The organism is Polyangium fumosum, assembly GCF_005144585.1.
In the GTDB taxonomy this organism is placed as follows: Bacteria; Myxococcota_A; Polyangia; order Polyangiales; family Polyangiaceae; genus Polyangium; species Polyangium fumosum.
In genome coordinates, this window is sequence record NZ_SSMQ01000080.1 from 16,460 (window position 1) to 41,365 (window position 24,906).

A 24,906-nucleotide genomic window follows, 5' to 3' on the forward strand; every position below is an offset into this window, starting at 1 on the left:
GCCGTCGAATGGGTCTTTTCGCGCGCCTCGCGGCGCTGTGCGTGGCCCTCGTGTTCGTCGCGGGCTGCGGCGGGGCGACGATCGGGGCCACGGTGCCGCTCGGCTATGGCTCGGTGTACGGATACTCCGTCGTCGGCGCGGGTGGCGTCCCGTACGACATTTACGATTACCCGAGCTACTACTGGAACGGGAACTACGCCTATCTCGTCGGTTCGTCCTGGTATTATCCAATGGGCGGCGGCTGGGTGGTCTTCCAGGACGAGCCCTGGGATCTCTACCAGTACCGGAGATCCATGCCGGTCCAGGTCGCGCCGCCGGCCGTGCAATATCCCGCCTATCCGGCCTACCGCACGAGCCCTGCCTATCGCACCCCGGCCTATCGTACGTATCCCGCGTACCGGACGCCCGTGCAGGTAGCGCCTCCGGCTTTGCGAACGCCCGCCGAGGTCGCGCCGCCCGTGCAAGTCGCGCCGCCCGCGCACCTGGACAGGCCGACGCAAGTCGCGCCGCCCGTGCAAGTCGCGCCGCCGGCCCCGCGCGGGGAGACCTACCGCAGGAGCGAGCCGCCTCCGCCCGACGTGATCCACAGCCCCGCGCCGGGAGGAACACGTCTGCCCTCGGCGCCGCCTTCGCGTGGCAGGGCCGTGCAATCGGCGCCGCCTGCGCCGAGGCGGTAGCGGTCCTTTCGTATCGCGGCGCGGGGAGGTGGTGGTAGCATCGCGCGGCTTTCGGGCCGACCATGAACGACACCGCCACGCAGACCCCCGCGCCCGAGCGCGCGACCCCCTCGCCCCGCGTCCGCATCGACGTCATTTCCACGGTGGTCCAGCGCGCCCTGCCGAACGGCGTGCGCATGGAAATCCGCCCGCCGCGCCCGGTGACGGCGGCGTGGGATCAGGCGCTCCCGCTCTTCGAAGGCTGGATGCAAAGCGCCGAGCTCCGCGTCCGCGTCTCCGGCCTGACGGACAGCCCGTTCTTCGCGGCGCTCGAGATCGAGGGCGCGAAGGCCGGGACCGCCATCGCCGCGTCGATCGGATCCACCCCCGCAGAAGCGGGCGCAGGGCCGCTCTCGCCGTTCTCCGTCGAGTTCGTCGTGCCGCTCGCGCTGCTCGCGCCGCACGCAGGCAAACGCTGCGCGCTCCGGCTGATCCTGTCGCCGCAGAGCTCGCTCGCGGGAGGGCGGAAGGTGACGCTCGCGCGGGCGCTCTTCGTCGGCATTCCGGGCTACGGGCCGCTGCTCTCGGCGCTGGATCTTCTTGAATCGACGGACTCGGTCCTCGTCGACGCGCCCGAGCGGCGCCTCTTCGATCTGCAAAACCCCGAGGAAGGGCTCTGGATCGGCACGGGCAAGTGGCGCCTTCGGCTCTTCGCGGACTGGGGGTTCGGGGGCGAAGCTCGGCTCGCCCGAGCGGAGCCCCCGAGCGCAGGACAGACGAAGCTCGAAGGTGAGCCCTTCGTCATCGACACGAAGCCCTCGCACGTCGTGCACCGCTTCCAGCGCGACGACGACGCGCCCGCCGTGGTGGTCGAGGACGCGACGCGGCGCGCGGGCGGGCGGCGCACGTACACCGAGCTCGTCCTGGATTCCTCGCATCCGGACCTCCTGCCGATCCCCGAGGAGGGCAAGGACGTGCCGCTCGATCTGACGGTCGAGCACGCGCTCACGTACGGCGAGCACACGGGCGTGTGCACGTGGCACGCGGCGCTGCCGGTGCGCTTGCGCGACCCGCGGCCGCTCCTGAAATCGTTCCAGCGCCTCTCGGCCGTGGGCATCGATTTCGGCACGACCGCGACCGTCGCGGCGCTCTACCAGAAGGGCTACCGCTCGCTGCTCCGCCTCGGCAGCGGCAGCGCGCCGGCCTCGAAATCGGCGGAGAACCCGACGTACCTGCTCGTCGAGGATCACGAGCGCCTGTGGGCCGAGGTCGAGCGCGCCGCGGCGGGCGACGCGCGTTTCCCGAACCTGCTGCGCGTCGTGCGAGGCAGCCACGCGGCGCGCGAGGCCATGACGGATTCGCCGAACGCGGTCGTGGGCGAGCTCAAGAGCCTGCCCGAGCGCGTGCTCAGCCTCGATCAGTCGCCGCAGCTCCGCGATCGCGAGCGCCGCCGCGACTTCCTGCTCGACGAGAACCGCGTCCGCATCCTCGTGCGCGCGTACGCCTACCTGCTCTCGCGCGCGATCAACCGCCCGGGGCAGGACGTGTACCTGCGCTACTGGCTCACGCACCCGGCGAAGTTCGATGAGCGCGCGCGCAAGCTGCTCGAAGAAGAGATCCGCCGCGGGATCTTGCTCGGCATCCCGGAGGGGATCCCGGCCGAGGAGATCGTCGTGGAGATGAGCGCGAGCGAGCCGGAGGCGTTCGCCGCCGAGGTTTGTCCCGAGCTCGCGACGTACGCCGAGCTCGAGCCGGTGATCTCGAAGTTTGGCGAGATGCGCTTCGCGGTTTTCGATTTCGGCGGCGGCACGCTCGACATCGCCTGTGGCCGTTTCCGGCCCGCGACCGAGCAGGAGGCCGAGGAGCTCGGCAGCCGGACCGTGATCGAGACGCTCCAGGTGAGCGGCGACGATCACCTCGGCGGCGACTACCTCACGCACGAGCTCGTGTGGCTCACGCACCAGCACGACAAGCACCTGCCCGAGATGGAGGACAAGGAGGTGCCGATGATGCGGCCGCAGACGGTGCCTCCGAACAACCTCGCGAACAAGCCGCACCTCTACAAGCGCAGCCTCGCCGGGCGGCAGAACCGCTTCCGCTTCGAGCGCGAGCTCGGCCTCGAAGCGGTGAAGTTCGCGCCGGAGAACGAGCCGCGCCGCGCCGCGGATCTCTCCGCCGCGCGCCTCGACGGGAGCGAGGTGCGGCTCGAATCGATGGCCACGGACGTGCCGGCGTTGCACGCGAAGCTGAAGGAGCACCTGCAGACGCGCATCCGTGACGGCGTGAAGCTCATGAAGAGCATGCTCGCGATTGCGCCGTGGGGCGCGGGGGTTGGGGGGCAGAGCCCGGCTGGCCGGGCGGAGCCCCCCACGTCGACTGGCGAAGGGGACTGGCGCGAGCAGGGCGTGACGATCTTGCTTGCTGGCAACTCCTCGCGCAGCGCGTTCGTGGAGCAGGCGCTCGCGGACGAGCTCGGGATCCCGGGGCTCAAGGTCTGGCGGCCGGGCAGCAGCGATCCGTTCCAGCAGGTGGTGCTCTACGAGACGCCGCAGCGCACCGAGCGCGGCGTGACGATCGTGGGCGTGACGCCGAAGACGGCCGTCGCGCTCGGCGCGCTGAAGATCGCGAACCGCGAGGTGCACCTCGTGCGGCGGGCGCAGGGGTTTTCCTACTTCGTGGGCGATCTGCGTGGCTTCCCGCCGAAGTTCGTGGCGCTCGTGCAGATGGGCACGCCGGTCTCGGATCCGGCCGTGTTCGGGCCGCATTACGTGGACTTCGGCAAGTGGGACACGAAGACGCCGCTGCGCGTGGCGCAGGAGTACGCGCCCGGGAAGATGACGTCGAACGATCCGCGCGTGTCGATGATCCCGACGGGCCTCGCCGCCGGGATCGTGGGCCGGCTCTTCGTGTGCGTCTCGGGACCGGACGAGCTCACGCTGGCCTTGCAGCAGGGCGGGCAGGACCCGCTCGTGACGACCTTGAACCTCGCGAAGTACATGCGGTGAGCTCGCCATGAAAGAGACGTTTTCCGCGGCGCTGCGCGCCGAGATCGAGGCGATCGTGATGCGCTACGAGGCGCTCGTATCGTCACGCGTGGAGGCGGCCGAGCGCGAGGGCGCGCGGGGCACGGAGGCGGCCGAGCGCGAGCTCGCCACGCTGCGCGCTTCGCTCGACGGGATGGCGCAGGAGCTCGCGGCGCTGCGATCGGAGCGGGACACGCTCGCGCGGGAGCTCGCGGCGCTGCGATCGGAGCGGGATGGGATCGCGGCGCAGTTCGAGGCGTCGCGCGGGCGGGTCGAGTTGCTCGAAGCCGAGGTGCGCGCGGGGGCGGCGGTCGCTTCGGCGCTGGAGGAGCAGTTCTCGGCGGAGAAGCGGTTCGTCGTGGCGTGCGCCGACGTGAGCGGGACGATGATGGAGAGCGCGCTCTGCGCGGCGCTCGGGCGTGACCTTTCGGCGAGCCCGGCGCTTTATGCGGCGCTCAAGGCGAAGGGGCTCGAGGGCGTGCTGGTCGGCGCGTTCAAGGAGCGCGGCCGCGCGATCGCGCACGCGCCCTTGCTGGAGCGCGAGCGCGCGCCGCTCGCGGCGCTCGCGTCCGCGGCGGGGTGCGAGCTCGTCACGCCCACGGCGGGGACGCGGTTCTCGGCGTCGTCGATGGAGAAGGCGGCGACGACGAGTGATCCGGCGGAGGAGGGCAACGTGGTGGAGTGCATGTTGCCGGGGCTGCGCCGGGCGGGGACCGAAGGAATGCTGGTGTTCCCGCGGGTGCGTGTGGCGACGGGGTGAGCCCGCACGAGGCGGCCATACGTTCTCGTTGACCGCGTCGCTTCGTTCCTGTACCCACCGCGCCAGCCGGCGCGTGCCGTATGCGGAGGTTTGGGCGAAGATGATTCGGTTCGGTGGGAAGATCCTGTGGATCGGGATGCTCGTCGTTTGTGGGTGCAGCAAGGGGGAAGACGCGCAGCAGGCGAAGGGGGCGTCGTCGGCGGCGCCTGCCGCTGGAAAGCTCGTGCACGTGACGTTCACCAAGAATGAGTGCACGTTCGATTTCGACACGCCCGAGGCCTTGAAGGAGAAAACGAGCGACGCCGTGAGCGTCACGTACGAGGGCGCCTCGTTTGGCCTCCAAGGCTTCTCCGGCGCGGCGCTCTACAAGCTCGAGGGGCTCGTCGGGCAACTCGCGCTGTGGCACAAGAAGACGCCGACGTACCAGGGGACCGAGGGAGGCGTGAACCTCGTGATTGCGCCGCGCGATACGCCAATGTCTCCCCTCCACGCCATCGGGGGACACGGGGAAGAGGCCGCCGATCGCTCGATGGGTTGCTCCTTCCTCTGCAATGGCACGAAGGAGCGCGAGGCCGATGTTATCGCGATGTGCAAGAGCGTGCGTATCAAGTATGACGCCTCGAAGGCGCCGAAATGAGGGGATGAGTCCTGCCCCGGCCGCGGCCCCCGCCGCGCAGGGCAGGGCCCCCCCGAAAGCCCGCTGGAGCGCCGACCCGTTCGGCGCGGAGCTGGGGCTTTGCCCCAGGCCCCAGCAGGGGCTGTCCGCCCCCCGCGGGGACCGGGGCAGCGCCCCGGCGCGGCGCATCAGCCTCACGCGGGCAGGGCCACGCGGCGGGATCCACGAAAGCCGAAGTGGACGATGTAGAGGTAGCAAAGCGCGGGCAGGAGGAAGGCCTGGTGAATGCCGATCGCGTCGGCGAGCCGGCCGAAGAGCACGGGGACGATCGCGCCGCCGACGATCGACATGACGAGGATGCTCGACCCCTGGCTCGTGAGCTTGCCGAGGCCCTCGATGCCCAGCGTGAAGATGGTCGGGAACATGATGGAGTTGAAGAGGCCGACCACGAGAATGGTCCCCATCGCCACGGGCCCGTCGAGCAAGACGGTGCATGCCACGAGCAGCGCCGCGACGATCGCGCTCGCCCCGAGCACCCGCCCCGGATCGTGCTTGCGCAGGATCGCCGAGCCGATGAAGCGGCCCACCATCGCCCCGCCCCAGTAGAGGGATACGTATTTGGCCGCCTGCGCTTCGGTCATCGCCCCGATCGCGGCGAGACCGAAGAAATTGACGAGAAAGCTGCCAATCGAGACTTCGGCGCCGACGTACAGGAAAATGCCGAGGGCGGCGCGTCGCAAATGCGGAAAACGGAGCGCGTCGAGGAACGAGCCGCGTTTCGCCTCCTCGCCCTCGACCGCCGTGATCGTCGGGAGCTTGAGGATCGCGAGCGCGAAGGCGAGCACGAAGAGCATGGCCGCGAGGCCGAGGTAAGGCATGCGGACGGCGTGCGCCTCGGCGAGCGGGTTGTCCGCGTGTTTCACGGCGCCGAGGATGAAGTATCCGCCGAAATAGGGCGCCACGGTGGTGCCGAGCGAGTTGAAGGCCTGCGTGAGGTTCAGGCGGCTCGACGCGGTGGCCGGCGGGCCGAGCACGGCGACGTAGGGATTCGCGGTGACCTGGAGGATCGTGATGCCGGTCGCGAGCACGAAGAGCGCGGCCAGGAAAAATGGATACGAGGGCAAACTGGCGGCCGGATAAAACAGGAGCGCGCCGACGCCGGCGGTCGCGAGGCCGAGCGGGAGGCCTCGTTTGTAGCCGATGCGCGCGACGAGCTTGCCGGCCGGCAGCGACATCAGGAAATAGGCCGAGAAAAATGAGAATTGCACGAGCGCGCCCTCGGCATACCCGAGGTGGAACACGTTCTTCAGGTGCGGGATGAGGATGTCGTTCATGCAGGTCATGAAGCCCCACATGAAAAAGATCGTGGTCACGACGCCGAGCGCGCCCACGTGGGTCCGGGAAGGCACGTCCGCGACCGCCGTCGCCCGAGGGGTCGATACCTCCATGCCCTTGTCTTCTCACGGCCGGCGCAGGCGCGCCACGATCAATGACGCTGCGCTGGCTCGTCTCGTCTCCAGGGCACGCGCGAGCAGCCTGGACATCTTCGTCGCGAAGCTTGGCCTTTACGCGGGGCGGGCGAATGCGTGCAGCACGTACGAGGTGGCGCTCAGGCTGAACGGGTAGGCGCCGGCGCCATAACATTGCACCAGCGGGAAAAAGGGATTTGTGTCGAGGTGGTCATGGTTCTCGGCGAGCTGCCATTCGAGGCAATCGACGAAGTCCACGTTTGCATATCCGAGATACCACTGTGCCGCCTTGACGCGGTCGGGGGGCAGCGCGGCGTGTAGGTCCACCGCGACGTACGCGTTCCACACCACGATGTCGGCGATCTTCACGATGAGGTCGCCGGTGCAGGGGCGAGGGCCGTCTTTCCACACGAGCTGCCGCGCATGCGCCTTGCGATCCCAGCCCTGCGCTTCCATGTGCCGGCGCGAGAGGTGCTTGAGCACCCCGTACTTCCAGTCCCATGTCCCCATGGATGCGCTTGCTTGCTCGCACAATGTCGAGAAGTGGGCGTCGTCGCCGATGACCGGACGCACCTCGAAACGCTCGGAGAGCAGCGCCGGCTGGTACGACCTCACCAGGGTGTGGTGTTCGCGCAAAAGCTCCACGGCGCGCTCCACGTCGGAATCGTGGTGCGGCGGCTCGAACCAATCCACGGATAGCCATTCGTGGAGGATCCGCCGGATCGCCCCGGTCGCAGGGCCATACTCGCACAGTTCGGGATCGAAATACGGGAACGTACCTCTCATGGCGAGAGGCTCCCCAGCGTCGAGATCCGACCCTCCCGGTCCACACGAACGAGGAGGGGACCCGCCTCCGCGGGGACGATCCCGACGCCCGAGATAAGGGATCCGACGATCGGGCCGCTCTCGGTGGCGCCGAGCAGATACACGCGCCCCGCCGGGATCAGCTCCTCGACCGACGCTTCGAGCGCGCGCAGGGCTTCCTGGAAATCCAAGGGCGCACCTTCGAGCCGCCGCCGCGTCAGCGCGAGGATCCTCTGGTCGCGCGTGCTGAGCCCGAGGTGGGCGAACGGCGCCGAAGGGGCTTGGCGGCGCCGCGCGACGAGCTCGGACCTCTGCACGAGGGTCGGTTCGGAAACAGAAAGCATGGTTCCAGCCTACCCGAGCTAGGCGCGATCGTGTAGCGCCTCACGTGGGGCGGCACCGTTGCGGCAGGGGAGGGACGTGGGCGCGCGCTCTTCCCTTCGCCGAAGCGCGCCCTAGAACCGAGAACCCCGGCGCGCGCCGCCGATGGTTGGTGTAGAAACGAGTCCGTGTCGCCCGCCATGAGGCAGGAAAGGGACGTGTGAGAGGATGTTTTCGGGGATCCAGGATCCGGAGACTTGGGTTGCGCTGATCTCGCTCTGCGCGATGGAGATCGTGCTCGGCATCGACAACGTCGTGTTCATCTCGATCCTCACGGCGCGCTTGCCGGCGGACAAGAGGGACAGCGTGGGGCGGATGGGGCTCCTGCTCGCGCTCGTGATGCGGATCGGCTTGCTCTTCACGATAAGCTTCCTGATGGGCCTCACGCGGCCGCTCTTCACGCTGCCCGTCCTCGGCGCGGCGATCTCGGGCAAGAGCCTGATCCTGCTCATCGGCGGCCTGTTCCTGATGGCCAAGTCGACGAACGAGATCTACGCGAAGGTCGAGAAGGACGAGGAGGAGGCGCACGGAAGCGGTGGCAAGGCGGTGAGCGTGGGGCTCGTGATCGTGCAGATCCTGGCCCTCGACGTGGTCTTCTCGCTCGACTCCGTGATCACGGCGGTGGGCATGATCCCGCCCGAGCAGATGTGGGTCATGGTGACCGCGGTCATGGTCTCCGTCGGCGTGATGCTGGCGTTCGCGAAGGGGATCTCGAGGTTCGTCCTCGCGCACCCGTCGGTGAAGCTGCTCGCGCTCGCGTTCCTGCTGCTGATCGGCGTGATGCTCGTCGCCGAGGGGATGGGGCAGAAGATTCCGAAGGGCTACATCTACTTCGCCATGGCCTTCGCGCTCGGGGTGGAGCTGCTCAACATGCGATTCCGCAAAAAGCGAAAGACGCCGGAGGCGGCGCGGGCGGAGAGCCCCGGCGCCGCGCCCTGACGAGCTCGCTCGGTCCCCGCGTGATGCCTCGACCGACCCCCGAAACACGCCCGACGCCATGGCGATCGCGGCGGCAGGATTTGGTCGACGAGGCCACGCGGGGTCCCGCAGAATCGATGTATGTCCTCCTCGGATTGCATCGGCCTTCCGCAGCACGCGACCGACGGCGAGGCGCGAAAGGAGCGCCTCGCGCGGACGCGGCGGCTCTACGAATACGAGCCGCGTGATCCCGAGACGCACTGGCTGTACCCCGTCCCGACCGCGAAACGTTTCCCGCTCCGCGAATGGTACAGCCCGGGGTGGGTGCTCAAGCTTTTGCCCGTCCTCCTGCCTTCGCTGACGCGAAGGGCCCTGCAAACCGGCCTCGGCCGCGCCGCGGAGGCGCTTGGCCTGCTGCGCGACGCGGATCGGTTTCGTTTGCTCTCGCTGGGCGTCCCGCGGCCGCGCTGGGTCGACGCCGCCGATGCGCTCGACGACGCCTTCGCCCGGCAGCGCCTGGACGGCCCCTGTCCCGTGTTGATCGAGCGTGTCCTGGACCCCGCCCACCTCACGGCCCTTTTTTCGTCCGATGCTGCATTCGCCCAGCCGCTCGTGCCCGAGGTCGAGGCCGGCCGGCTGTTTGCCGTCGACTTTTCGTTGCTCCGGCGCGCCCTGCACCCGCGTCGGCCCCGCGATTCGCGTTGGCGTGATCGCTACATGGCCGCGCCCCGGGTGCTCTTCCAGATGCGCCCCGAAAAAGGTACCCTCTGCGATCTCCACCCCATCGGCCTTCAGCTCGACGGCCCGGACGCGCCCGCGCCGAACCCCCTGTATCGCCCCGGCGACGGGGCTGCCTGGGAAATGGCGAAGCTCTACGCCCAGGCCGCCGAGATGAACGTGCATATCTTCGGGAGCCACCTCGGCCAGGTCCATACGATCATCGAGGCCTTCGCGATGGCGACGCCGCGAAGCCTTGCCGCCGAGCATCCGGTGCATGTTCTGCTCGAACCGCATTTGCGCTGGACGCTCCAGGTCAACGCCGACGGCAATGATCTCCTGCGCGATACCTCCAGCCATTTCGGCACCATCTACGGCGGCACGCTGGCCGAGATGCGCGCCGTGCTGGTGGAGGCGCGGACCAGCCGCACGTTCTACGACCTGGAGCTGGAGCGTGATCTCACCCGGCGCGGGGTCGCCGCATCCCCCCTCGACTACCCGTATCGCGACGATGCGCGCCTGCACGTCGCGGCAATTCGGCGTTTCGTGGCCTCGTACGTAGAGCTGTTTTACCGCGGCGACGCCGATGTGGCGGATGATCACGAACTGCAAGCCTGGTTCGCCGAGCTTTTGGCGCCCGAGGGCGGCGACCTGGGCCGGGTGACGGAAGACGGCCGGTTGTGCACACGGGAGGCGCTGGTCGAGGTCCTGACGCAGGCGCTCTTCACCGCGGGCCCCAAGCATTCGGCGCTGCATTATGCGCAGCCCGACTTCTATTCGTTGATCGAGGGGTTCCCCGCCGCCATCTATCGCCCGCCCCCTCGTGATGGCGCGCCCCTCTCCTTCGAATCCCTGTTCCCACCCCTCACCCCGGCGGCGACGCAGGTTCATTACAGCGCCATCGCCGTCCACCGCGCCAGCCGCTTCGGGGACTACCGGTCGTCTCGCCTCGGGCGCTCGCTCCCGGCGCGGGCCGCGATCCAGCGGTTCCAGCGGGACCTTTTGGCGATCGAGGTGGAGATCGAAGAGCGCAACCGGCGCCGTCCCCGGCCGTATCGGTACCTCCTCCCCAGCCTGGTCCCGGGCAGCGTCCATTTCTAGGATCCTATGCAAACGTCATGGGAAAACTGGAGCGGGAACCTGCGCTGCACGGCGCGGGTGGTGGAGCCGGAGAGCCTCGCGGAGCTCGCGCGCGCGGTGAAACAGGGGGCGTCCCGAGGTCGGGTGCGGCTCTGTGGCGGAGGGTATTCGTGGAGCCCGCTGGTGCCGACGCGGGACACCTTGATCCACATGCGGCGCCTGGATCGTTGCCTCTCGCTCGACCTGGGCGGGGATCCGCCCACGGTCCGGGTCGAGGCGGGCATCACGATCCGGGCGCTCACGCGTTTCTTGCGCGCCCAAGGCTTCTCGCTGATCAGCCCGCCGATGTTCGATCTCGTAACGGTGGGCGGGGCCGCCGCGACGGGATCCCACGGGACACGGCTCAGCGCGGGATGTTTTTCCGATGGTATCGAGTCGCTTTCATTGATCACCGCGCGGGGCGAGGTGGTGGAGATCGACCGGACGGACCTGTCCGCGCTGCGCGCCGCGCGGGTGAGCCTCGGCGCGCTGGGCGTGGTCCATGCGGTCACGTTGCGCTGCGAGCGGGCGTTCCGCGTGAAGGTGGAGCAGCGGTATCACCCGCTCGATCGTGTGATTGCGGAGCTCTCCGATCTGACGAGCACCTACGAGTTCGCCGAGCTGATGTGGATGCCGGGCGAGGCGGACGTGCTGGTGCGGGGGCTCGAGCGGACGACGTCGCCCGAGACGCCGGCGTTATGGCCCAGCGGCGTGCTGCATCCCTTGCGGATGCGGACGGGGGTCCTCGCCGGTGAGGTGCTGTTGCCCGGGATCGAGCGATTGCGTCCGGATCTGGCGCCCCGGCTGATGCGGTTCGGCCGGGTGGTGATGTTCGCCGAGGGCGCGTGGGTGCGAGACGCGACCCGGGAGTGGCACCACATCGATCGGTATCCGCGTTGCCTGGACTTCTCGTGTTCGGTGCCGATCGAATCGGCTGGGCGGGCGTTCCAGATCCTCCGGGTCGCGCTGGAGGATTCCCGGGCGAGGGGGCGATACCCGGTGAACCTCGGGCTCCTGGCGCGGTTCACGGGGCCGAGTGATTCGTACCTGGCGGCGTGCGAGGGCCGTACGAGCTGCTTCATCGAGGTGGCCACGGTGCGAGGGACGCCCGACTTCGATCGGTTTCGCCACGAGGTGCATGACCGGCTGATCGAAGCGATTCCAGCGATGCGACCGCACTGGGGGAAGCTCTTGCTCGCGCCGGCCACCTGGCGGCATCGGTTCGATCGGATGGGGGATTTCCTGGTGCAGCGGGCGCGATTCGATCCGGAGGGGGTGTTCTTGAACGAGTTTTTGGAGCGGGAGGTGTTCGGGCTCTGAGCCTGCACCCGTGGATCGGGGGAAGATGCGGACAAATACGCGGCCCCGTGCCCCGATGTCGCGCCGGACTGCACGCAGTCGACGGAAGATCCACCTGCGATGGTGCGGCGTGGCCCGCGACCGGCTCGCGGGGGGGCGAGGGATGGCGCAGAGGCGCGCTCGGGCGGCAGAGGCGCTCTCCGCACCATCGTGGATCGCGTGGAAAGCCGATTGCGGACGGCTTCGTGGCGCTGCGGGCGCGCACGCAGGCGGTCGCGGAGGCTCCTGCACCATCGCGGGTGTGTGCCTCGGGCGCTCGCGGAGGGGCCTGCACCATCGCGGGGGTATTCTCCGACGCTGGAGTCGCCGTCCGCGCGTGCGCGGGGCTTTCAGGGGGTGGTTTCGGTCGCGGGGGACGCGGGTGTGGCGTCGCGCGTGGCCTTGCTCGTCTTGCGCCACGGGATCGTGAACAGGGCCGTCTTGTCGCTGCCGCTCTGGAGCTCGAGGCGGGGCTGGTCCTCTTTCTTGTCGGCTTCGATGAACTCTTCGAGCTCCAGCTTCAGCTTGTCGAGGAAGGCCAAGCGGAGCGGGTCCTCGGCCTGGAGCGCCGCGAGGTTCGAGAGGGCCGCGCCCGCGCGCTCCGCGAACGTGGCGGCCCCGAGCTTACCACGCTTGCAACCGCTCGCGACGAACATGTAACTTGTCAGACTATGCGTTCCTTTCTCTCTGTTGCGCTCGTCACCCTCGTAGCTTGTTCATCTCAACCGCCACCCCTGTCGGGAGCGCCGCCGCGCGTGGGGGCGGGGACGGCTCTGGTTGCACCATCGGATGCACCTGCGTCACAGCCCGCGCCGTCGAACGCGCCCACGGGCGAGGGGCCCGCGGCCGGGCGCGCCGGCGCTCCAGGCGACGACAAGCCCGATCCCAACGTCCCGCAGCTCAAAGCCTCGTCGCCGCTGGGCACCGACGATGCCAAATGCGCCCAAAAATTCGACAAATTCAACGCTGCGTCCGACGAGGAGCGCAGGCAGATCCTCGCCCAGCGCGACGAGATCCATCAGCTCTTGGCCTACGCCGTCGTCGTGAACGACTGGCAGTCGCAGGCCGCGAGCAGCGCGGGCGGCGCGTCGGTGCGCGGGCACAACATCGGCGGCGTCCTTGTCGACCAGAATTGGCGGCCGGTCTGGTGGGAGCGCAACAGCAACGCCATCACCTGCAATGGTACGCAGCATGGAGAGACGCGCATCATGTGGAGCTACCTCGAATACGCCAAGACCAAGGACCTGAGCTGCCACATGATCTACACCTCGCTCGAGCCCTGCGCGATGTGCAGCGGGATGATGGCGCAACAGAAGATACGCCGCACCGTCTACGGCAATACCGACTTCGGCTTCGGCAAGGCGATCGAGCGCCTGCACGAGCCTCCGCCGAAGGGAATCTGGACCAACGAGCCGTCGGATCCGCACAGAAGGATCGTCGAGCAGCCCTTCCCGCGCACGCCGACCTCGGTCGTCTCCGCGTCTCCCTTCCGCATCGCCCTCGACAAGGACCTCTACGCTTTCGAGAGGGTGCTACGTAACGGTAAAGGTATAGGTAATACGACGGAGTACCTCGCGACCGAGAGCCAGACGTGTGCCGCCAGCGTCGACCCGAATGGCAAGATGCCGGAAACAGAAAAAGTCGGCTGCGCCCGGAAGATCTACGAGGCCGCGCGCGCGGCCTTCCTCGATTACCCGAACTACGTGAAGAAACGGACCGATCCGATCACCGGCGAGCCGCTCGCCAAGGTCGAGGACAAGGCCTGGGGCGTGACGCTCCTGAACGAACTGCACAAGGAGAACGAGCCGATCTACAAGGCCGCGAAGCAGTTCTTCCTCGACAACGTCACCAGCTTCTACGTCACGCTCGAGGACCACGTAGCCGCCGCGCGGGAGACGAAAAACGACAAGGTCGCCGAGTACCTCAAGAAGAACAGAAAGACCCCCGCCAAGGCGGAATGCGCGACGAACCCCGGCAAGCTCTGAAGACCGCTCCCTCCCCGTTTCACGCCATGCGCACCTCATCGGAGGGGGCGATGCCGTAAGCCATGGGGTCGAGCGCGCGTCGGAGCAGGGGCCCGTGATCAACCATGCCCGTGGCGGCGCCGGGGGGCCGTCGAAGGCGGCGGCCATGTACAGGCATTCTCGTCTTCGTATAGTCTCCTGCGTGACGCCTCACGACATGGAGGAATCATGCACGCTTCGAAGGCCTTGCCTTTTGCCGCTGCCACCCTCGCCCTCGCGCTTGGCGCTTGCAGCAAATCCGAGCCGGCCGCGGAGCCGCAGAAAAACGCGCCCGAGGCGAAGCCCGCGACGACGGCCGCCGTCGCCACGGCCCCCGCGGCAGCCGCCACCCCGGCCGCAATCGCGACGGCTCTGCCCGCGGGTCGCTCGGCCATCCCCACGCGCGCCGAGTGGGACAGCCAGCAAAAAGAGGTCACGGTCAAGGGCTCTTCGGCCTTGAGCTGTGAGACGAAGGTCGTCCGCGAGTATCTGCGTGTCTCCTGCCGCGGCAAGAACGACACCGGCGGCACCCCCACGAACGTCGTCGTCAAGAAGGGCGGCCACGGCGAGGCGTTCACCTACGTCGGCGCCGGCGTCACGAGCCTCGTCGTCCCCTTCGTCGAGGGGATCGATCTCGCCGCCGATTTCTCCTGGACCGACAAGAGCCACACGCTCGGCGTGTCGTGGCCCCGCGGCAGCGCTCGGCCCGTCGTGGTCGGCGTCTTCGAAGGCGCGAAATCACCGCTCGACGCCTCGTTCGACAAGGCCCTCGCCGACAGGGCTTGCCAGTGCCACAAGCAGGTCACCGGCAAGGCGAACTGCGACGATCTCCTCGGCGTGAACGCCGATTGCGCGCGAACCTACCCGAACGACTGCGCGAGTTTCCTCGAGTGCAGCCGCGGCGAGCCCGGCGTCTGGCCGCGCTGTCAGGCCGGGTTCCTGAATGGCCCCTTCGGCTTCTGTTACAAGCAATGCGACCCCAGCAAGAGCCAGTGCGGGCCCGACGAGAGCTGTCAGGGTGACAGCAAGTACGCCATCTGCTTGTAGGTCGCAGCGCGGATCCCGCGCGCTTTCGCCCCCGCGACCGCTTCCCTGTTGACACCCTCCGCCCGCATGGCTTGCCATGTCGGCCATGTGGAGCCCTGAAGGCCGCAAGGAAAACGCTCGTGAGCTACGCCGGATCGCCGACAAGGTCCTCCGGTACCGCCAGCTCTGCGACCGCTTCGCGAGTTACTTCCAGCCCGAAAGCGACAACGCCCGCCAGCTCCGTCAGATCCGCGGCAAGCTCGAGGATCTGCGCGGCCGCGCGCTCGATCGGGAGAAGCGGCTCGCCAAGGGCGTCGTGAAGATCGGCGTCGTCGGCCTCGAGAAGCAGGGCAAGAGCGCGTTCCTGTCCGCGTGGCTGAAAAGTGAAAAACTCCTGCCGAGCGAGGCCGAGCGCTGCACCTGGAGCACCACCGTCATCGAGCCGGGCGAGGCCGGGCAGTTCGCCGCGACCGTCACCTACTACAACGAGGCCGATTTCAAGGCCCGCATCCAGAGCTACTTCGACGCGCTGGAGCCCGGCAGCGTCGAGCGCTGGCAAGGCCTGAACCAGAGCGAGATCCTTCGGCTCAAGGCGAGCTTCAAGACACGCGAAGGCTACGACGTCGACGATCCGGATCGCGCAGGTCGGCGCGAGCAGACGGCGCTCGCCGAGCTCGTGGAGATCAGCGCGAGCCTGTCCGAGATCAAGGCGCGGCTCGGTCGGCCGCCCGAGAAGATCACGGCGAGTAGCCTCGACGCGCTCGCCGAGCAGATCCGGCCCTACATCGCGCTGAAGGACACGAAGAACGGCAACAGGCCTTATCCCGGCGTGCGGGCCGTGAAGATCGTCACGGTCACGATCCCCGTCGAGGGCGCGATGCCCGGCGTCGAGCTGATGGATCTGCCCGGCATCGACGCGCCCTCGGACAAGGCGCGGCGCGACACCGAGGAGGCGCTCGCGAACGAGGTCGACGTCACGATCTTCGTCAAGGACATCACCCGGCCCTCGCTCGTGCGCAACGAGGTCGAGCTGCTCCGCATGGCGCAGACGGCCGACCGGAGCATCTCGCTGAAGGACCGGATCTTCGTGGTGCTGACGAAGGTGGACCTCTTCGATCACGCCGACGAGAACGGGAACTGGCACTGGTCGCTCGCGGCGCGGAACTTCCGCGAGCAGGGCGTCGATCGCATCTTCCCGTACTCGAAGGTGTGGGTGCACCAGGGCGTCGACACGCAGCACCCGGTGGCGCGCCAGCTCATGGACTTCTTCAGCGCGACGACGCCCGTGAACGGGCTCGACAAGCTGAAGGACGCGGTGGAGCGGTACCTGTCGACCGACGTCGAGGCGCTCGATCGCAAGGTCACACAGGCGATCAACGCGGAGTTCGGCGAGGTCGAGGCGCTGCTCCGCGGCGTGCTCGTGACCGTGAAGGACGGGCTCAGCGATCGGGAGTTCGACAGGCGCGCCGAGCAGGTCTTCGATCTGCACTACGAGCACATCCAGTCGGGCGAGGATCCGACGGGGCTCTTGCCCGAGATCCGCAAGCGCATGTCGGGCTTCATGGACTTCGAGATGAGCGACACGCAGCGATCGGCCCGGGCCGCGCGCGCGGACGTTCGCATCGATCAGATCCGGAGTGATCTGCTCGCGCGGCTCACGCCCGAGGAGGCGGAGGCGAAGCGGCGGCAGATGCCGAGCCCGGGGCTCATGAACGAGACCGCCGTCGAGATCGAGATGCGCAAGCAGATGCGCGAGCGCGTGGCGTCGCGGATCGCGGGGCTCGGCGAGGATTTCCGCAACACGGCGCGCGAGAGCGTGGAGCGGATGCTGCACGAGATGTTCATCGAGGCGACCTACGAGGGCGGGCGGCTGGAGGTGCTGCTCGCGCCGGGCAAGACGCTGATCGAGCGGATCGACGCGCTCGGCCGGTCGGGGCACGTCTCGGAGAGCGTGGTTCGTTACCAGAACCAGGAGATGGCCAAGGCCGACGTCGCGTTCGAGGTGCTCTCGCGGTACTTCGCGCGGCAGATCGTGGACATCCTCGACGCGACGGACCCTTACGATCGCGAGATCCGCGAGCGCGAGATGCGCGGGCTCGAGCAGTTCTTCGGGATGGGGATCGCCGACAAGGCGCAAGGGACGGCGACGGGCGCGGCCGCGGCCGCGAGCGGCGTCATCGGCTCGGTGAAAGCGAAGCTCGGGTTCGGAGAGCCCGACGGGAGCGCGGCGGCGGGCGCGGCGCCCGCGGCTGCGCCGGCGCCTGCGATCGGCGGGTTTCCCACGGTGGGCGCGGCGATGCCCGTGGCGAGGCCGCAGCCGGCCCCGCAAGCCGGCGCGGCGCCGGCCGGCAGCACGAAACCTCCGCAGACGAACTCCGGCGCGGCGGCGGCGCCCGCGGCGACGGGGCACGGGCGCGACTGGTCGAAGATGCTGTCGCGGGTGCGCGTGGACGTGGAGCGGATCTGCGACTTCCTCGAAGCGCTGGCGAAGCACCCGCGGGGCCTGCAGAAGTACCACGAGGAGGCGGTGCGTACGGTGCACGACTCGTGGCTCGATCGTGAAGGGGAGCAGTCGCTCCGGCGGTGGGTGCGCAGCGAGTGCGCGCGGATCTGGCCGCACAAGTTCGCCGCGATCGAAGCGGAGAAGGAGCGGGCGCGCGCGGACATCGAGGCGCTCGAGGAGCTCTTCGGCGGAAACGCACCGCCCCAGAAAGCAGGAGCCTAGACCGTGGCCTACGATCTCGCGCGTTTGTCGAGTTACGTCCGGTTCTACCAGACGGTCGTGAACCAGATCGGCGCGGCCTGGCAGAACCTGACGCGCCTGCACCTCACGGCGAAGGACGCGCTCGGTCCGCTCGCCGAGCCGCTCGCGCCCGTCGCTTACGCGCCGCTCCTCGCCGCGCTGGAAGATCCCGAGCCGTCCGCGGACGCGATCGCCGCGCTTTGGCGGCCGGTCGACGAGAAAGACCTCTCGGATCTGAACGATATCTACGAGGTCGCCGGCAGGTTCGGCTTCCAGGGCGAGGACAACCAGAACCTCTCGCGTGTGCAGCGGCTCGTCGCATCCGCGCGGAACGAGATCCTCGGGCACCGGCGCAGGCTCTCCGATCTGCGGGAGCTGCCGAACGCGGCGCGCACCGCGGCGGCGCGTCTGCGCGCGGAAGAAGAGGCGCGCGCCGCCGCCGAGCGGGCCGAGAAGATGGCGGCGTTTGGTCCGCTCGCCGAGACCGTGGTGATCCGCGCGAAGCAGACGATCGACGCCGTGCGCACCGTGCCGTTCCCGGATCTCTCGAACGCCGAGACCGCGGCCGAGGAGTACCGCAAGTACGCGGCGAAGCTCGATCACGTCTACCAGACGTGCCTGCCTTTCCTGCGCAAGGCGATCCAGAACCTCTACGCGTTCGTGAACGCCGAGCCGACGGCGTCGTGGCCCGATACGCTGCCGATCACGAAGGATCTGCCGCCGGAGCTCGTCACGGTGCCGCCGGCCGGATCGGTGGAGCTGACGCAGGCGCGCGCGAGCGTCACGTCCCTCGCCGAGGAGGAGATCCAGCTCGGCCGGGCGCGGGACGCCGTGTCCACGGCCGCGGCGCGGCTCGAAGGCGAGATGGCCGCGGCGCAGATGAAGGACGCCGAGATCGGGCAGGAGATCACGACGGCCCACGCGATCCTGGATCTCGCGGTGGCCGCGGAGCAGGCGGAGCTGACGCGGGTCGAGCTCGAAGGGCTCGCGGCGCAGCGGGCGTCGCGGGTCGAGAGCGCGGGCGCGGTGCTCTCGCGGCAGCGGCAGATCGAGGCGGCGATCAAGCTGCTCGAAGACGAGCTGCGGCGGAGGCACGCCGACCTCGGGGCGCTCGAAGCGCAGCTCGTGGAGACGCGCAAGGACGAGCCCGTGCTCTTCGGCAAGGACGAGTGGCGCGCGAAGGTCGCCGCGATGGAGGAGCAGAAGGCCCAGCAGCAGGCGACGTACGGGCAGCGGCTCGCGACGCTGCAGCAGTTCCAGATCGATCACTCGAGCGTGTCGGTCGAGGTGCAGACGGAGCAGCAGAAGCAAGCGCTGCTGGAGCGGCAGATCGGGGAGGCGCAGAGCAAGGCCGCGACGCTGGAGCTCACGATCCGGGAGATCGGGACGAAGCTCGGGGCGTCGCGGCCGTCGCGGGCGGTGTCGGCGGACGACGCGCGCAAGGCGCTTGGCTCGCTCCAGCAGGCGAAGCTCGGCGTGGCCGAGCGGATGGAGGCGCTCAAGGCCGAGATGCGGCGGCAAAAGGACGAGGCCGTCCGCGTGCTCAACCGCATGAAGCAGATCGGCGTGGAGCGGCAGCACGTGACCACGATGGTGCAGAGCGCGGAGACGGCCGCGACGCAGGGCCGCGAGGAGGCGCTGCGGCAGCTCGCGCGCGAGCGGCGGGCCGGCGTGGAGCGACACGTGGGCGAGGTGCTGGCGACGCTGGAAAAGTCGATCGCGCACGTGGGGCCGGTCTTCGTGGATCCGGCGCGGGATCTGCTCGTGGCCGCGACGGAGCCGAAGACCGAGGTGACGACGCGGGTGCTCGAAGCCGCCGAGGCGGCCGTGCCCGTCGTGGATCGGCTCTACAAAGAGCTCGATCCGGATCTGCTCGCGCAGGACGCGACGCTCGGGCAGATCCAGCGCGAGTTCTGCGACGTGGCCGAGGCCGCGTGTGTCACGGCGTGGGGCGGATGATCAGGCGACGGCTCGGGTCGTCGCCCGGGTCGTCCGCGAGCCACTCCTTGCAGAGCTGAAGCAAGCGGGCGTTCGCGGCGCGCCCCTTGAGGAACGATTGCCGTAGCTCGTCGTCGAGGAGGGTCGCCGCGCGCTTGTGGATGTCGGCGCGGGCCGCGGCGAGCGTCGCGCGCGCTTCGTGGTGCGCGCCGAGGAGGAGCTGCGCCTCGACGCGGAGGAGCGTGAGCTCGGGCGGCGCCGGGGCCGGGTGCGCGCCGCGGGAAGGGCGCAAGGCGAGCGCGCGATCGAGGAGCGTGAGCGTGTGGTCCGGCTTCTTCGAGGCGAGGAAAAACGCCGCGCGCACGCCGTAGAGCGCGCCCGGCGGGGTGGAGGCGGCCCGGAGCGCGCCGAGCATCCGATCGGCCTTGTCGAGCTCGCCGAGCGCGATGCTCGCGCGCGCCGCGAGCAAGCGCGCCCGCCGCGCCGCGAGGCGCTCGCCCCGGGACTCCGCCAGGGCGGCCACGTCCTCGGCCATGTCGCGCGCCGGGACGAACGCGCCGCGCTCCAGGCTGCGCAGGGCCTCGAACGTGCTGCCCACGATCGAGGTCAGGCTGCCCTCGGGCTCCTGATCGAGTCCCTCCTGGAGCGCCTTGTCCGCTTGCTCGTGCGCGCCGAGCAGCAGGAGATCGAGGCCGACGTGGATGCGCGCATAAGGGAGGTAGCGGCGGTCGCCGATCGTCTTGAAGCGCAGGACGCTCTCGCGATCGAGCCCGAGCGCGGCCCATGGGTCCTGCTCGACCGCGCGTGTCCAGTGGGCGTGGGCGTGCAGCATCCACGCGGCGACGACGGGCTCTCGTTCGGCGGCGGCGGCCGTCACCTGTCGCATGCGCTCGAGGTAGGGCAGGGCCGCGGCCGGCTCGTGATCGAGCAGCGCGTCGATCGTGGCGCTGAAGGCCCACGAGAGCGCGAGGACCGCGTCGGGCGCGGGGCGCTCGTCGAGGAGCTTGTGGAAGAGCTCGGCCGTGCCTTGCGCGTCGCCCTGGGCGAGCGCGGAGCGGATCGCGCCGCCGAGGGCGCGGGCGTGGTGGCGGCTGCCCGGCTTCGCGAAGAGGAAGGCGCAGCGGGCGGCCTCGTAGGCGCGGGCGTGGCTCGATCGCCAGCTCTGCGCGTCCGTGGCGATGGCCCAGAGCTCGGCGGCGGCCTCGCCGTCGGCGCCGAGCGCGAGGCCCCGCTTGGCGAGATCGATCGCCGCTTCGAGGGCGCCGCCCGAGAGGGCCTGCTCGGCCGCGCGTACGTAAAACGCGACCGCGCGGGGGCTGTCGCCGGCGCGGTCGAAGTGGAGGGCGAGCACGCTCGCATCGTTCTCGCCCGCCGCGAGCAACCACTCGGCCGCGCGCTTGTGGCCGAGCTTGAGATCGTCGTCCGTCAGGCGCGCGTACGCCGCCTCGCGCAGGAGCGGGTGGCGGAAGGCGTACTCGGTCTCGCCCGCGAAGCGGCTCTGCCGCCTCCGCGTGAGCAGCTCGCAATCGCAGAGTTTGTCGAGCGTCTTGCCGAGCGAACCCGTGGGTTCGCCGTGCCCGAAGATGAGCGGCCCGAGCGCCCCCTCCCACGCCGCCTCGCCGAAGATGCTCGCGGCGCGCAGGACCCGCCGCGCCTCGTCGTCGAGCGACTTCGAATCGATCCGCGCGTCCACCATGCCGAGCACCGACTCGGGCAGGGCGCCGCCGCGGCCTTCGTTCACCGCGCGGATGAGCTCTTCCAGGTAAAACGCGTTGCCGGCCCCGAGCTCGACGATCCGGTCGACCACGGCGCGCGGCGTCTGCGGTCCGAGCGCGCTCCGGACGATCCGCGCGGCGTCGTCCTTGTGGAGCGGGTGGAGCCGGACGTCTTGCACCTCGCGGCCTTCCCAGAGGCCGGGCAGCCGCTCGCGGACGTCGGGCCGTGAAAGCGCGAGCACCGCGAAGTTCTGATCCCGCAGCGCATCGAGCGCGGCGTCCACGAGCTTCAGCGACGCGGCGTCGCTCCATTCGAGCTCTTCGAGCACGAGCAGGAAGGGCGTCTTGTCCGTGAGGGCGCGGACGAAATCGAGGAACGCTTCCTTGATGTGATCGGCCATGAGGACCGCGTCGCTGCGCGCGGCCCGGAGCTCGGTGCGCCCCTCGTCGGGGAAATGCAGGCCCACGACCTCCCCGAGAAACTCCGCCACGCGCCGTTTGTCGCTCCCGCCGAGGTAGGTCCCGACGAGCGCGCGGAGCTTCTCCTGGCTCGCGTCGGTCGGCTCGCCGGCCGAGATCCCGGCGGCGCTGCGCAGCGCCGAGCCGACGATGGAGAAGGCCGAGCCGGCGCGGAGCGGATCGCCGCGGCCGAGGACGACGCTGAGGTTCGGCTTCTCGACGGAGAGGCGCTCGACGAGCTCGAAGCGGAGGCGCGACTTGCCTGCGCCCGGCTCGCCGAGCACGAGCACGGCCCGCGGCCTCCGGCCCTGGAGCGCCTGCTCGACGTACTTGCGGACGGTGCCGAGCTCCTCGTCGCGCCCGATGTAGGGGCTCTTCTTGCCGAGCAACGTGCGCACGGCGCGCGTGGTCTCGCGCTCGCTGCGCAGCCAGAACTCGCCGAGGTAACTCGTCACCTCGAAGCGCGCGTCGAGGAAGGCGCACGCGACGTCGTTGACGCGCACGGGCCGCGGCCCCTTGCCCCCGTCGAGGGTGGGCATGTCGAGCAAGTGGAAGACGCCGTCGAGCATCTTGCCCACGGGCGCCTTGTCGTTCGCCTCGGCGTACGCCGCGAAGATGGCCACGCGCGAGCCCTTCGCGAGCCCCGCGATCTCGAGCGCGAGCCTCGCCGCGCGGCCGGCGATCTCGGCGGGGTTGCCCCGGCCCTGGATCTTGATGAGCAACGCGACGCCCGGCAGCTCGTGGAGCTGCTCGTTTTTCTTCGGATCGATCTCGGCGCGGATCGCGGCGACGACCTCGGGCGGCAATCCGCGCGGGGGTTTGTCGGCGAGGAGGTCGTCGACGTCGGGGACGGGCTTCGCCGCGACCACGAAGTGGAGCTGTTTTTCCAGCGGGCTCATCCGCTCGCTCGCGGGGACGGGCGGCGCCGGCGGGATCGGCGTGAACCTGAGGGCCCAGGGGTCGCTCGGCGAGGCGGGCGGGTACGTCGTGATGACCGGGTTCGTGCGTCGCTCCGGCGGCCTCGTCGAGGCTTTTTTGGCGATGCCTTCGAGCGTGTTCGCGACGGTGGCGCCGTTCTGCGGCCGCTGCGAAGGGTCCTTCGAGAGCATGCGGGCGATGAGCTCCGAGAGCGCGAACGGCACCTCGGGGCGGAGTTCTCCGACGCGCGGCACTTCTGCCATCAGGATCTTCGCGAGCACGACGTGCTGCGGGCCGCCCTCGAAGGCCCTGCGGCCCGTGAGGCATTCGAAGAGCACGGCGCCGAGGCAAAAGATATCCGCCGCCGCGTTCACGTTCCCGCCGTAGTCGATCTGCTCGGGCGACATGTAGCCCACGGTCCCGATGACCACGCCGGTCGACGTCATGTGGCCGCCCGCGAGGAGCGCGATGCCGAAATCGATCACCTTCACCCGCTCGACGTCGGAGCCCACGAGGTAGATGTTCGAGGGCTTGATGTCGCGGTGCACGACGTCCGCCGCATGCGCGGCGCCGAGGGCCTGCGCGACGCGATGGCCGAGCCTGAGCGTGTCCTCGATGCTCAGCGGCCCATTTTCGAGCACCTTGTCGAGGCCCCGGCCGTCGAGCCACTCCGTGGCGAGCCAGGGCTCGTGGTCGATCACCCCGTGGTCGACGTAACGGACGATGTGCGGGTGGTTTCGCAGGTGCCGGAAGAGGATCTCGATCTCGCAGCGAAACCTCCGGAGCATGCTCTCTTTGGGCGTGGAGCCGTCCCGGGGTTCCGCGACGAACTTGAGCGCGACGCGCGTCCGCGCGTCCTTGTCGTAGGCGGGCCAGACGATGCCCATCCCTCCGAGGATGGGCCGCCCCTCCAGCACGAAACGACCGCCGATCACGTCACCTGATTTGTGCACCGCCTACAAAGATGCACCAGCGGTGGGGGAGGAAAGCAAGGGGGACGGGGGCGGGTTCACGGCGGCGTCGGATTTTCCGGCAGCGTGGTGCCCGTCAGCGAGCAGGCTTCGAGGTACCCCTGCTGGCAGGCGCGCGCGCGCAGGTCGCGCTCCCACGCCGGGTCCGGACGGAGGCCGCCCAGGCTCTCGTGGTGCATCCGGGCGAGGGCCGCGCAGGACTTGCCATGGGCCCTGTCGCAGGCGATCCGGTGGTACTTCGCGGCGAGGCCGAGGTCCTGCGGGGCGGGGAAGAGATCTCCCTGCTCGTAGATGCGGGCGAGGTTGTGGCAGGCGAGCGGCTCCTTCTTGTCGCAGGCGAAGCGGTAGAGCTCGAGCGCCCGGCTGACGTCCTGCGGCATCTCCTCGCCGCGCTCCAGGTAGACGGCGAAGTTGTTGCAGCCGAGAGGTTCGTCCTGGTCGCAGGCGCGGGTGTGCAGGGCGAGCGCGCGGCGCGTGTCCTTGGGCAGGCAGGCGCCTTTTTCGTAGGCGTGGCCGAGGTTCGTGCATCCGAGCGGCAATTCGCCCTTGCAGGCGCGCTCGTACGCGGCGACGGCTTTGCACATGTCCTGCGCGACGCCGAGCCCCTTGTCATAGAGGAATCCGAGGTTGTTGCAGCCGAGCAGATCGCCACGCTGGCAGGCTCGCGTGAAGAACTCGCGCGCGCGGTTGAAGTCGACCGGGCCGCCGCGCCCCTGGCGAAGGAGGTTGCCGAGGTTCACGCACGAGCCGGTGTCGCCGAGGTTGCAGCCGCGCTCGTAAACGTCGCGGGCCGAGGCCGAGTCCTCGCCGATGCGCCCGTAATTCGTTTCGCGGATCAGGCCCTCGTTGCGGCAACCGACGGCGAACCCGAGCTTACACGCATAAATATAGTACTGGGCCGCCTGGAAGGTATCCGCCAGCACGCCGAGCCCGTGCTCGTAGAGGTTGCCCATGTTCGTGCAGGCCCGGCCGTCGCGGAGGTCGCATCCGATGTCATAGAAGTGTGCCGCGCGCCGCAGGTCGACGGGCACGCCTTTGCCATTGTGGAAGAGCCACCCGAGGTTGTTGCACGCGACCGCGCTGCCGTGATCGCAGCCCTTTTCGTAGAACGAGGCGGCCGTCTCGCGGTCGACGAGGTCGCCTCGTTCGATCCGGGTCCCGAGCTCGGTGCAGCTCGGCCCATCGCCCTCGGCGCAACGCGCGCGGAGCGTTTGGGGGGACGCGGTGGCGACGGCGACCGGGGCCTGCGCGTTCGGGATCGCCGGCGTGGCGCAGCCGAGGAGCGCCGCGGCGGAGAGGGCGAGGAGGGCAGAGCGCATGGTGTGCATGGGG

General features: G+C 69.5%; 17 protein-coding genes. 11 read left to right on the forward strand and 6 right to left on the reverse strand.

The genetic code is table 11. The annotated features are described in order from the left end of the window. Window positions 1–8: 8 nt before the first annotated feature. The 4 genes from E8A74_RS43845 to E8A74_RS43860 all read left to right on the forward strand — a co-directional run bounded on the left by E8A74_RS43845 (window position 9) and on the right by E8A74_RS43860 (window position 5,076). Window positions 9–677, forward strand: coding sequence for a hypothetical protein (locus tag E8A74_RS43845; RefSeq protein ID WP_136935120.1), 669 nt, complete (start codon window positions 9–11; stop codon window positions 675–677). Between the two features lie 62 nt (window positions 678–739). Then, entirely contained in the window at window positions 740–3,661 is a 2,922-nt protein-coding gene (locus E8A74_RS43850) for an acetate and sugar kinases/Hsc70/actin family protein (protein ID WP_136935121.1), read from the forward strand. Between the two features lie 7 nt (window positions 3,662–3,668). Beyond that, window positions 3,669–4,439, forward strand: a complete 771-nt coding sequence (locus E8A74_RS43855) for a hypothetical protein (RefSeq protein WP_136935122.1) — start codon at window positions 3,669–3,671, stop codon at window positions 4,437–4,439. Between the two features lie 100 nt (window positions 4,440–4,539). Continuing rightward, the gene (locus E8A74_RS43860) at window positions 4,540–5,076 is read left to right on the forward strand and encodes a hypothetical protein (protein ID WP_136935123.1); all 537 of its coding nucleotides are present in this window, start codon (window positions 4,540–4,542) and stop codon (window positions 5,074–5,076) included. 173 nt (window positions 5,077–5,249) lie between these two features. Here E8A74_RS43860 and E8A74_RS43865 read toward each other — a convergent pair whose 3' ends face one another. The 3 genes from E8A74_RS43865 to E8A74_RS43875 form a co-directional block, all read right to left on the reverse strand. Continuing rightward, window positions 5,250–6,503 carry a sugar MFS transporter gene (locus E8A74_RS43865; protein WP_136935124.1) on the reverse strand — a complete coding sequence of 418 codons (1,254 nt, stop codon included), beginning with the start codon at window positions 6,501–6,503 and terminating at the stop codon, window positions 5,250–5,252. Window positions 6,504–6,620: 117 nt separating this feature from the next. After that, window positions 6,621–7,310 (reverse strand): hypothetical protein, encoded by a 690-nt coding sequence (locus E8A74_RS43870; RefSeq protein ID WP_136935125.1) that lies wholly within the window; start codon window positions 7,308–7,310, stop codon window positions 6,621–6,623. After that, window positions 7,307–7,672 (reverse strand): hypothetical protein, encoded by a 366-nt coding sequence (locus E8A74_RS43875; protein WP_136935126.1) that lies wholly within the window; start codon window positions 7,670–7,672, stop codon window positions 7,307–7,309. The genes E8A74_RS43870 and E8A74_RS43875 overlap by 4 nt, the downstream gene beginning before the upstream one ends. Before the next feature lie 205 nt (window positions 7,673–7,877). Between E8A74_RS43875 and E8A74_RS43880 the strand changes: the two genes are divergently transcribed. From E8A74_RS43880 to E8A74_RS43890, 3 genes are all read left to right on the forward strand, one after another. Then, window positions 7,878–8,648 carry a TerC family protein gene (locus tag E8A74_RS43880; protein ID WP_136935127.1) on the forward strand — a complete coding sequence of 257 codons (771 nt, stop codon included), beginning with the start codon at window positions 7,878–7,880 and terminating at the stop codon, window positions 8,646–8,648. 120 nt (window positions 8,649–8,768) lie between these two features. Then, window positions 8,769–10,445: a lipoxygenase family protein gene (locus E8A74_RS43885; protein ID WP_136935128.1), complete on the forward strand. Its 1,677-nt coding sequence runs from the start codon at window positions 8,769–8,771 to the stop codon at window positions 10,443–10,445. A 6-nt stretch (window positions 10,446–10,451) separates the two neighbouring features. Then, window positions 10,452–11,783: a D-arabinono-1,4-lactone oxidase gene (locus tag E8A74_RS43890; protein ID WP_136935129.1), complete on the forward strand. Its 1,332-nt coding sequence runs from the start codon at window positions 10,452–10,454 to the stop codon at window positions 11,781–11,783. A 368-nt stretch (window positions 11,784–12,151) separates the two neighbouring features. Here the strand turns inward: E8A74_RS43890 and E8A74_RS43895 are convergent, their stop codons facing one another. Beyond that, window positions 12,152–12,457: a hypothetical protein gene (locus E8A74_RS43895; RefSeq protein WP_136935130.1), complete on the reverse strand. Its 306-nt coding sequence runs from the start codon at window positions 12,455–12,457 to the stop codon at window positions 12,152–12,154. Window positions 12,458–12,556: 99 nt separating this feature from the next. Here E8A74_RS43895 and E8A74_RS43900 point away from each other — a divergent pair, with 99 nt between their 5' ends. The 4 genes from E8A74_RS43900 (at window position 12,557) to E8A74_RS43915 (ending at window position 19,532) form a co-directional block, all read left to right on the forward strand. Beyond that, window positions 12,557–13,786: a cytidine/deoxycytidylate deaminase family protein gene (locus E8A74_RS43900; protein ID WP_170229837.1), complete on the forward strand. Its 1,230-nt coding sequence runs from the start codon at window positions 12,557–12,559 to the stop codon at window positions 13,784–13,786. Window positions 13,787–13,993: 207 nt separating this feature from the next. Beyond that, window positions 13,994–14,851, forward strand: a complete 858-nt coding sequence (locus tag E8A74_RS54355; protein ID WP_211365599.1) for a hypothetical protein — start codon at window positions 13,994–13,996, stop codon at window positions 14,849–14,851. 85 nt (window positions 14,852–14,936) lie between these two features. Further along, window positions 14,937–17,555, forward strand: coding sequence for a dynamin family protein (locus E8A74_RS43910; RefSeq protein ID WP_170229838.1), 2,619 nt, complete (start codon window positions 14,937–14,939; stop codon window positions 17,553–17,555). A 3-nt stretch (window positions 17,556–17,558) separates the two neighbouring features. Continuing rightward, window positions 17,559–19,532: a coiled-coil domain-containing protein gene (locus E8A74_RS43915; RefSeq protein WP_136935133.1), complete on the forward strand. Its 1,974-nt coding sequence runs from the start codon at window positions 17,559–17,561 to the stop codon at window positions 19,530–19,532. Here E8A74_RS43915 and E8A74_RS43920 read toward each other — a convergent pair. Both E8A74_RS43920 and E8A74_RS43925 read right to left on the reverse strand, forming a co-directional pair. Further along, window positions 19,513–23,538: a serine/threonine-protein kinase gene (locus E8A74_RS43920; protein ID WP_170229839.1), complete on the reverse strand. Its 4,026-nt coding sequence runs from the start codon at window positions 23,536–23,538 to the stop codon at window positions 19,513–19,515. The genes E8A74_RS43915 and E8A74_RS43920 overlap by 20 nt on opposite strands. Window positions 23,539–23,612: 74 nt before the next feature. Next, window positions 23,613–24,893: an SEL1-like repeat protein gene (locus tag E8A74_RS43925; RefSeq protein WP_170229840.1), complete on the reverse strand. Its 1,281-nt coding sequence runs from the start codon at window positions 24,891–24,893 to the stop codon at window positions 23,613–23,615. Window positions 24,894–24,906 lie beyond the last annotated feature (13 nt).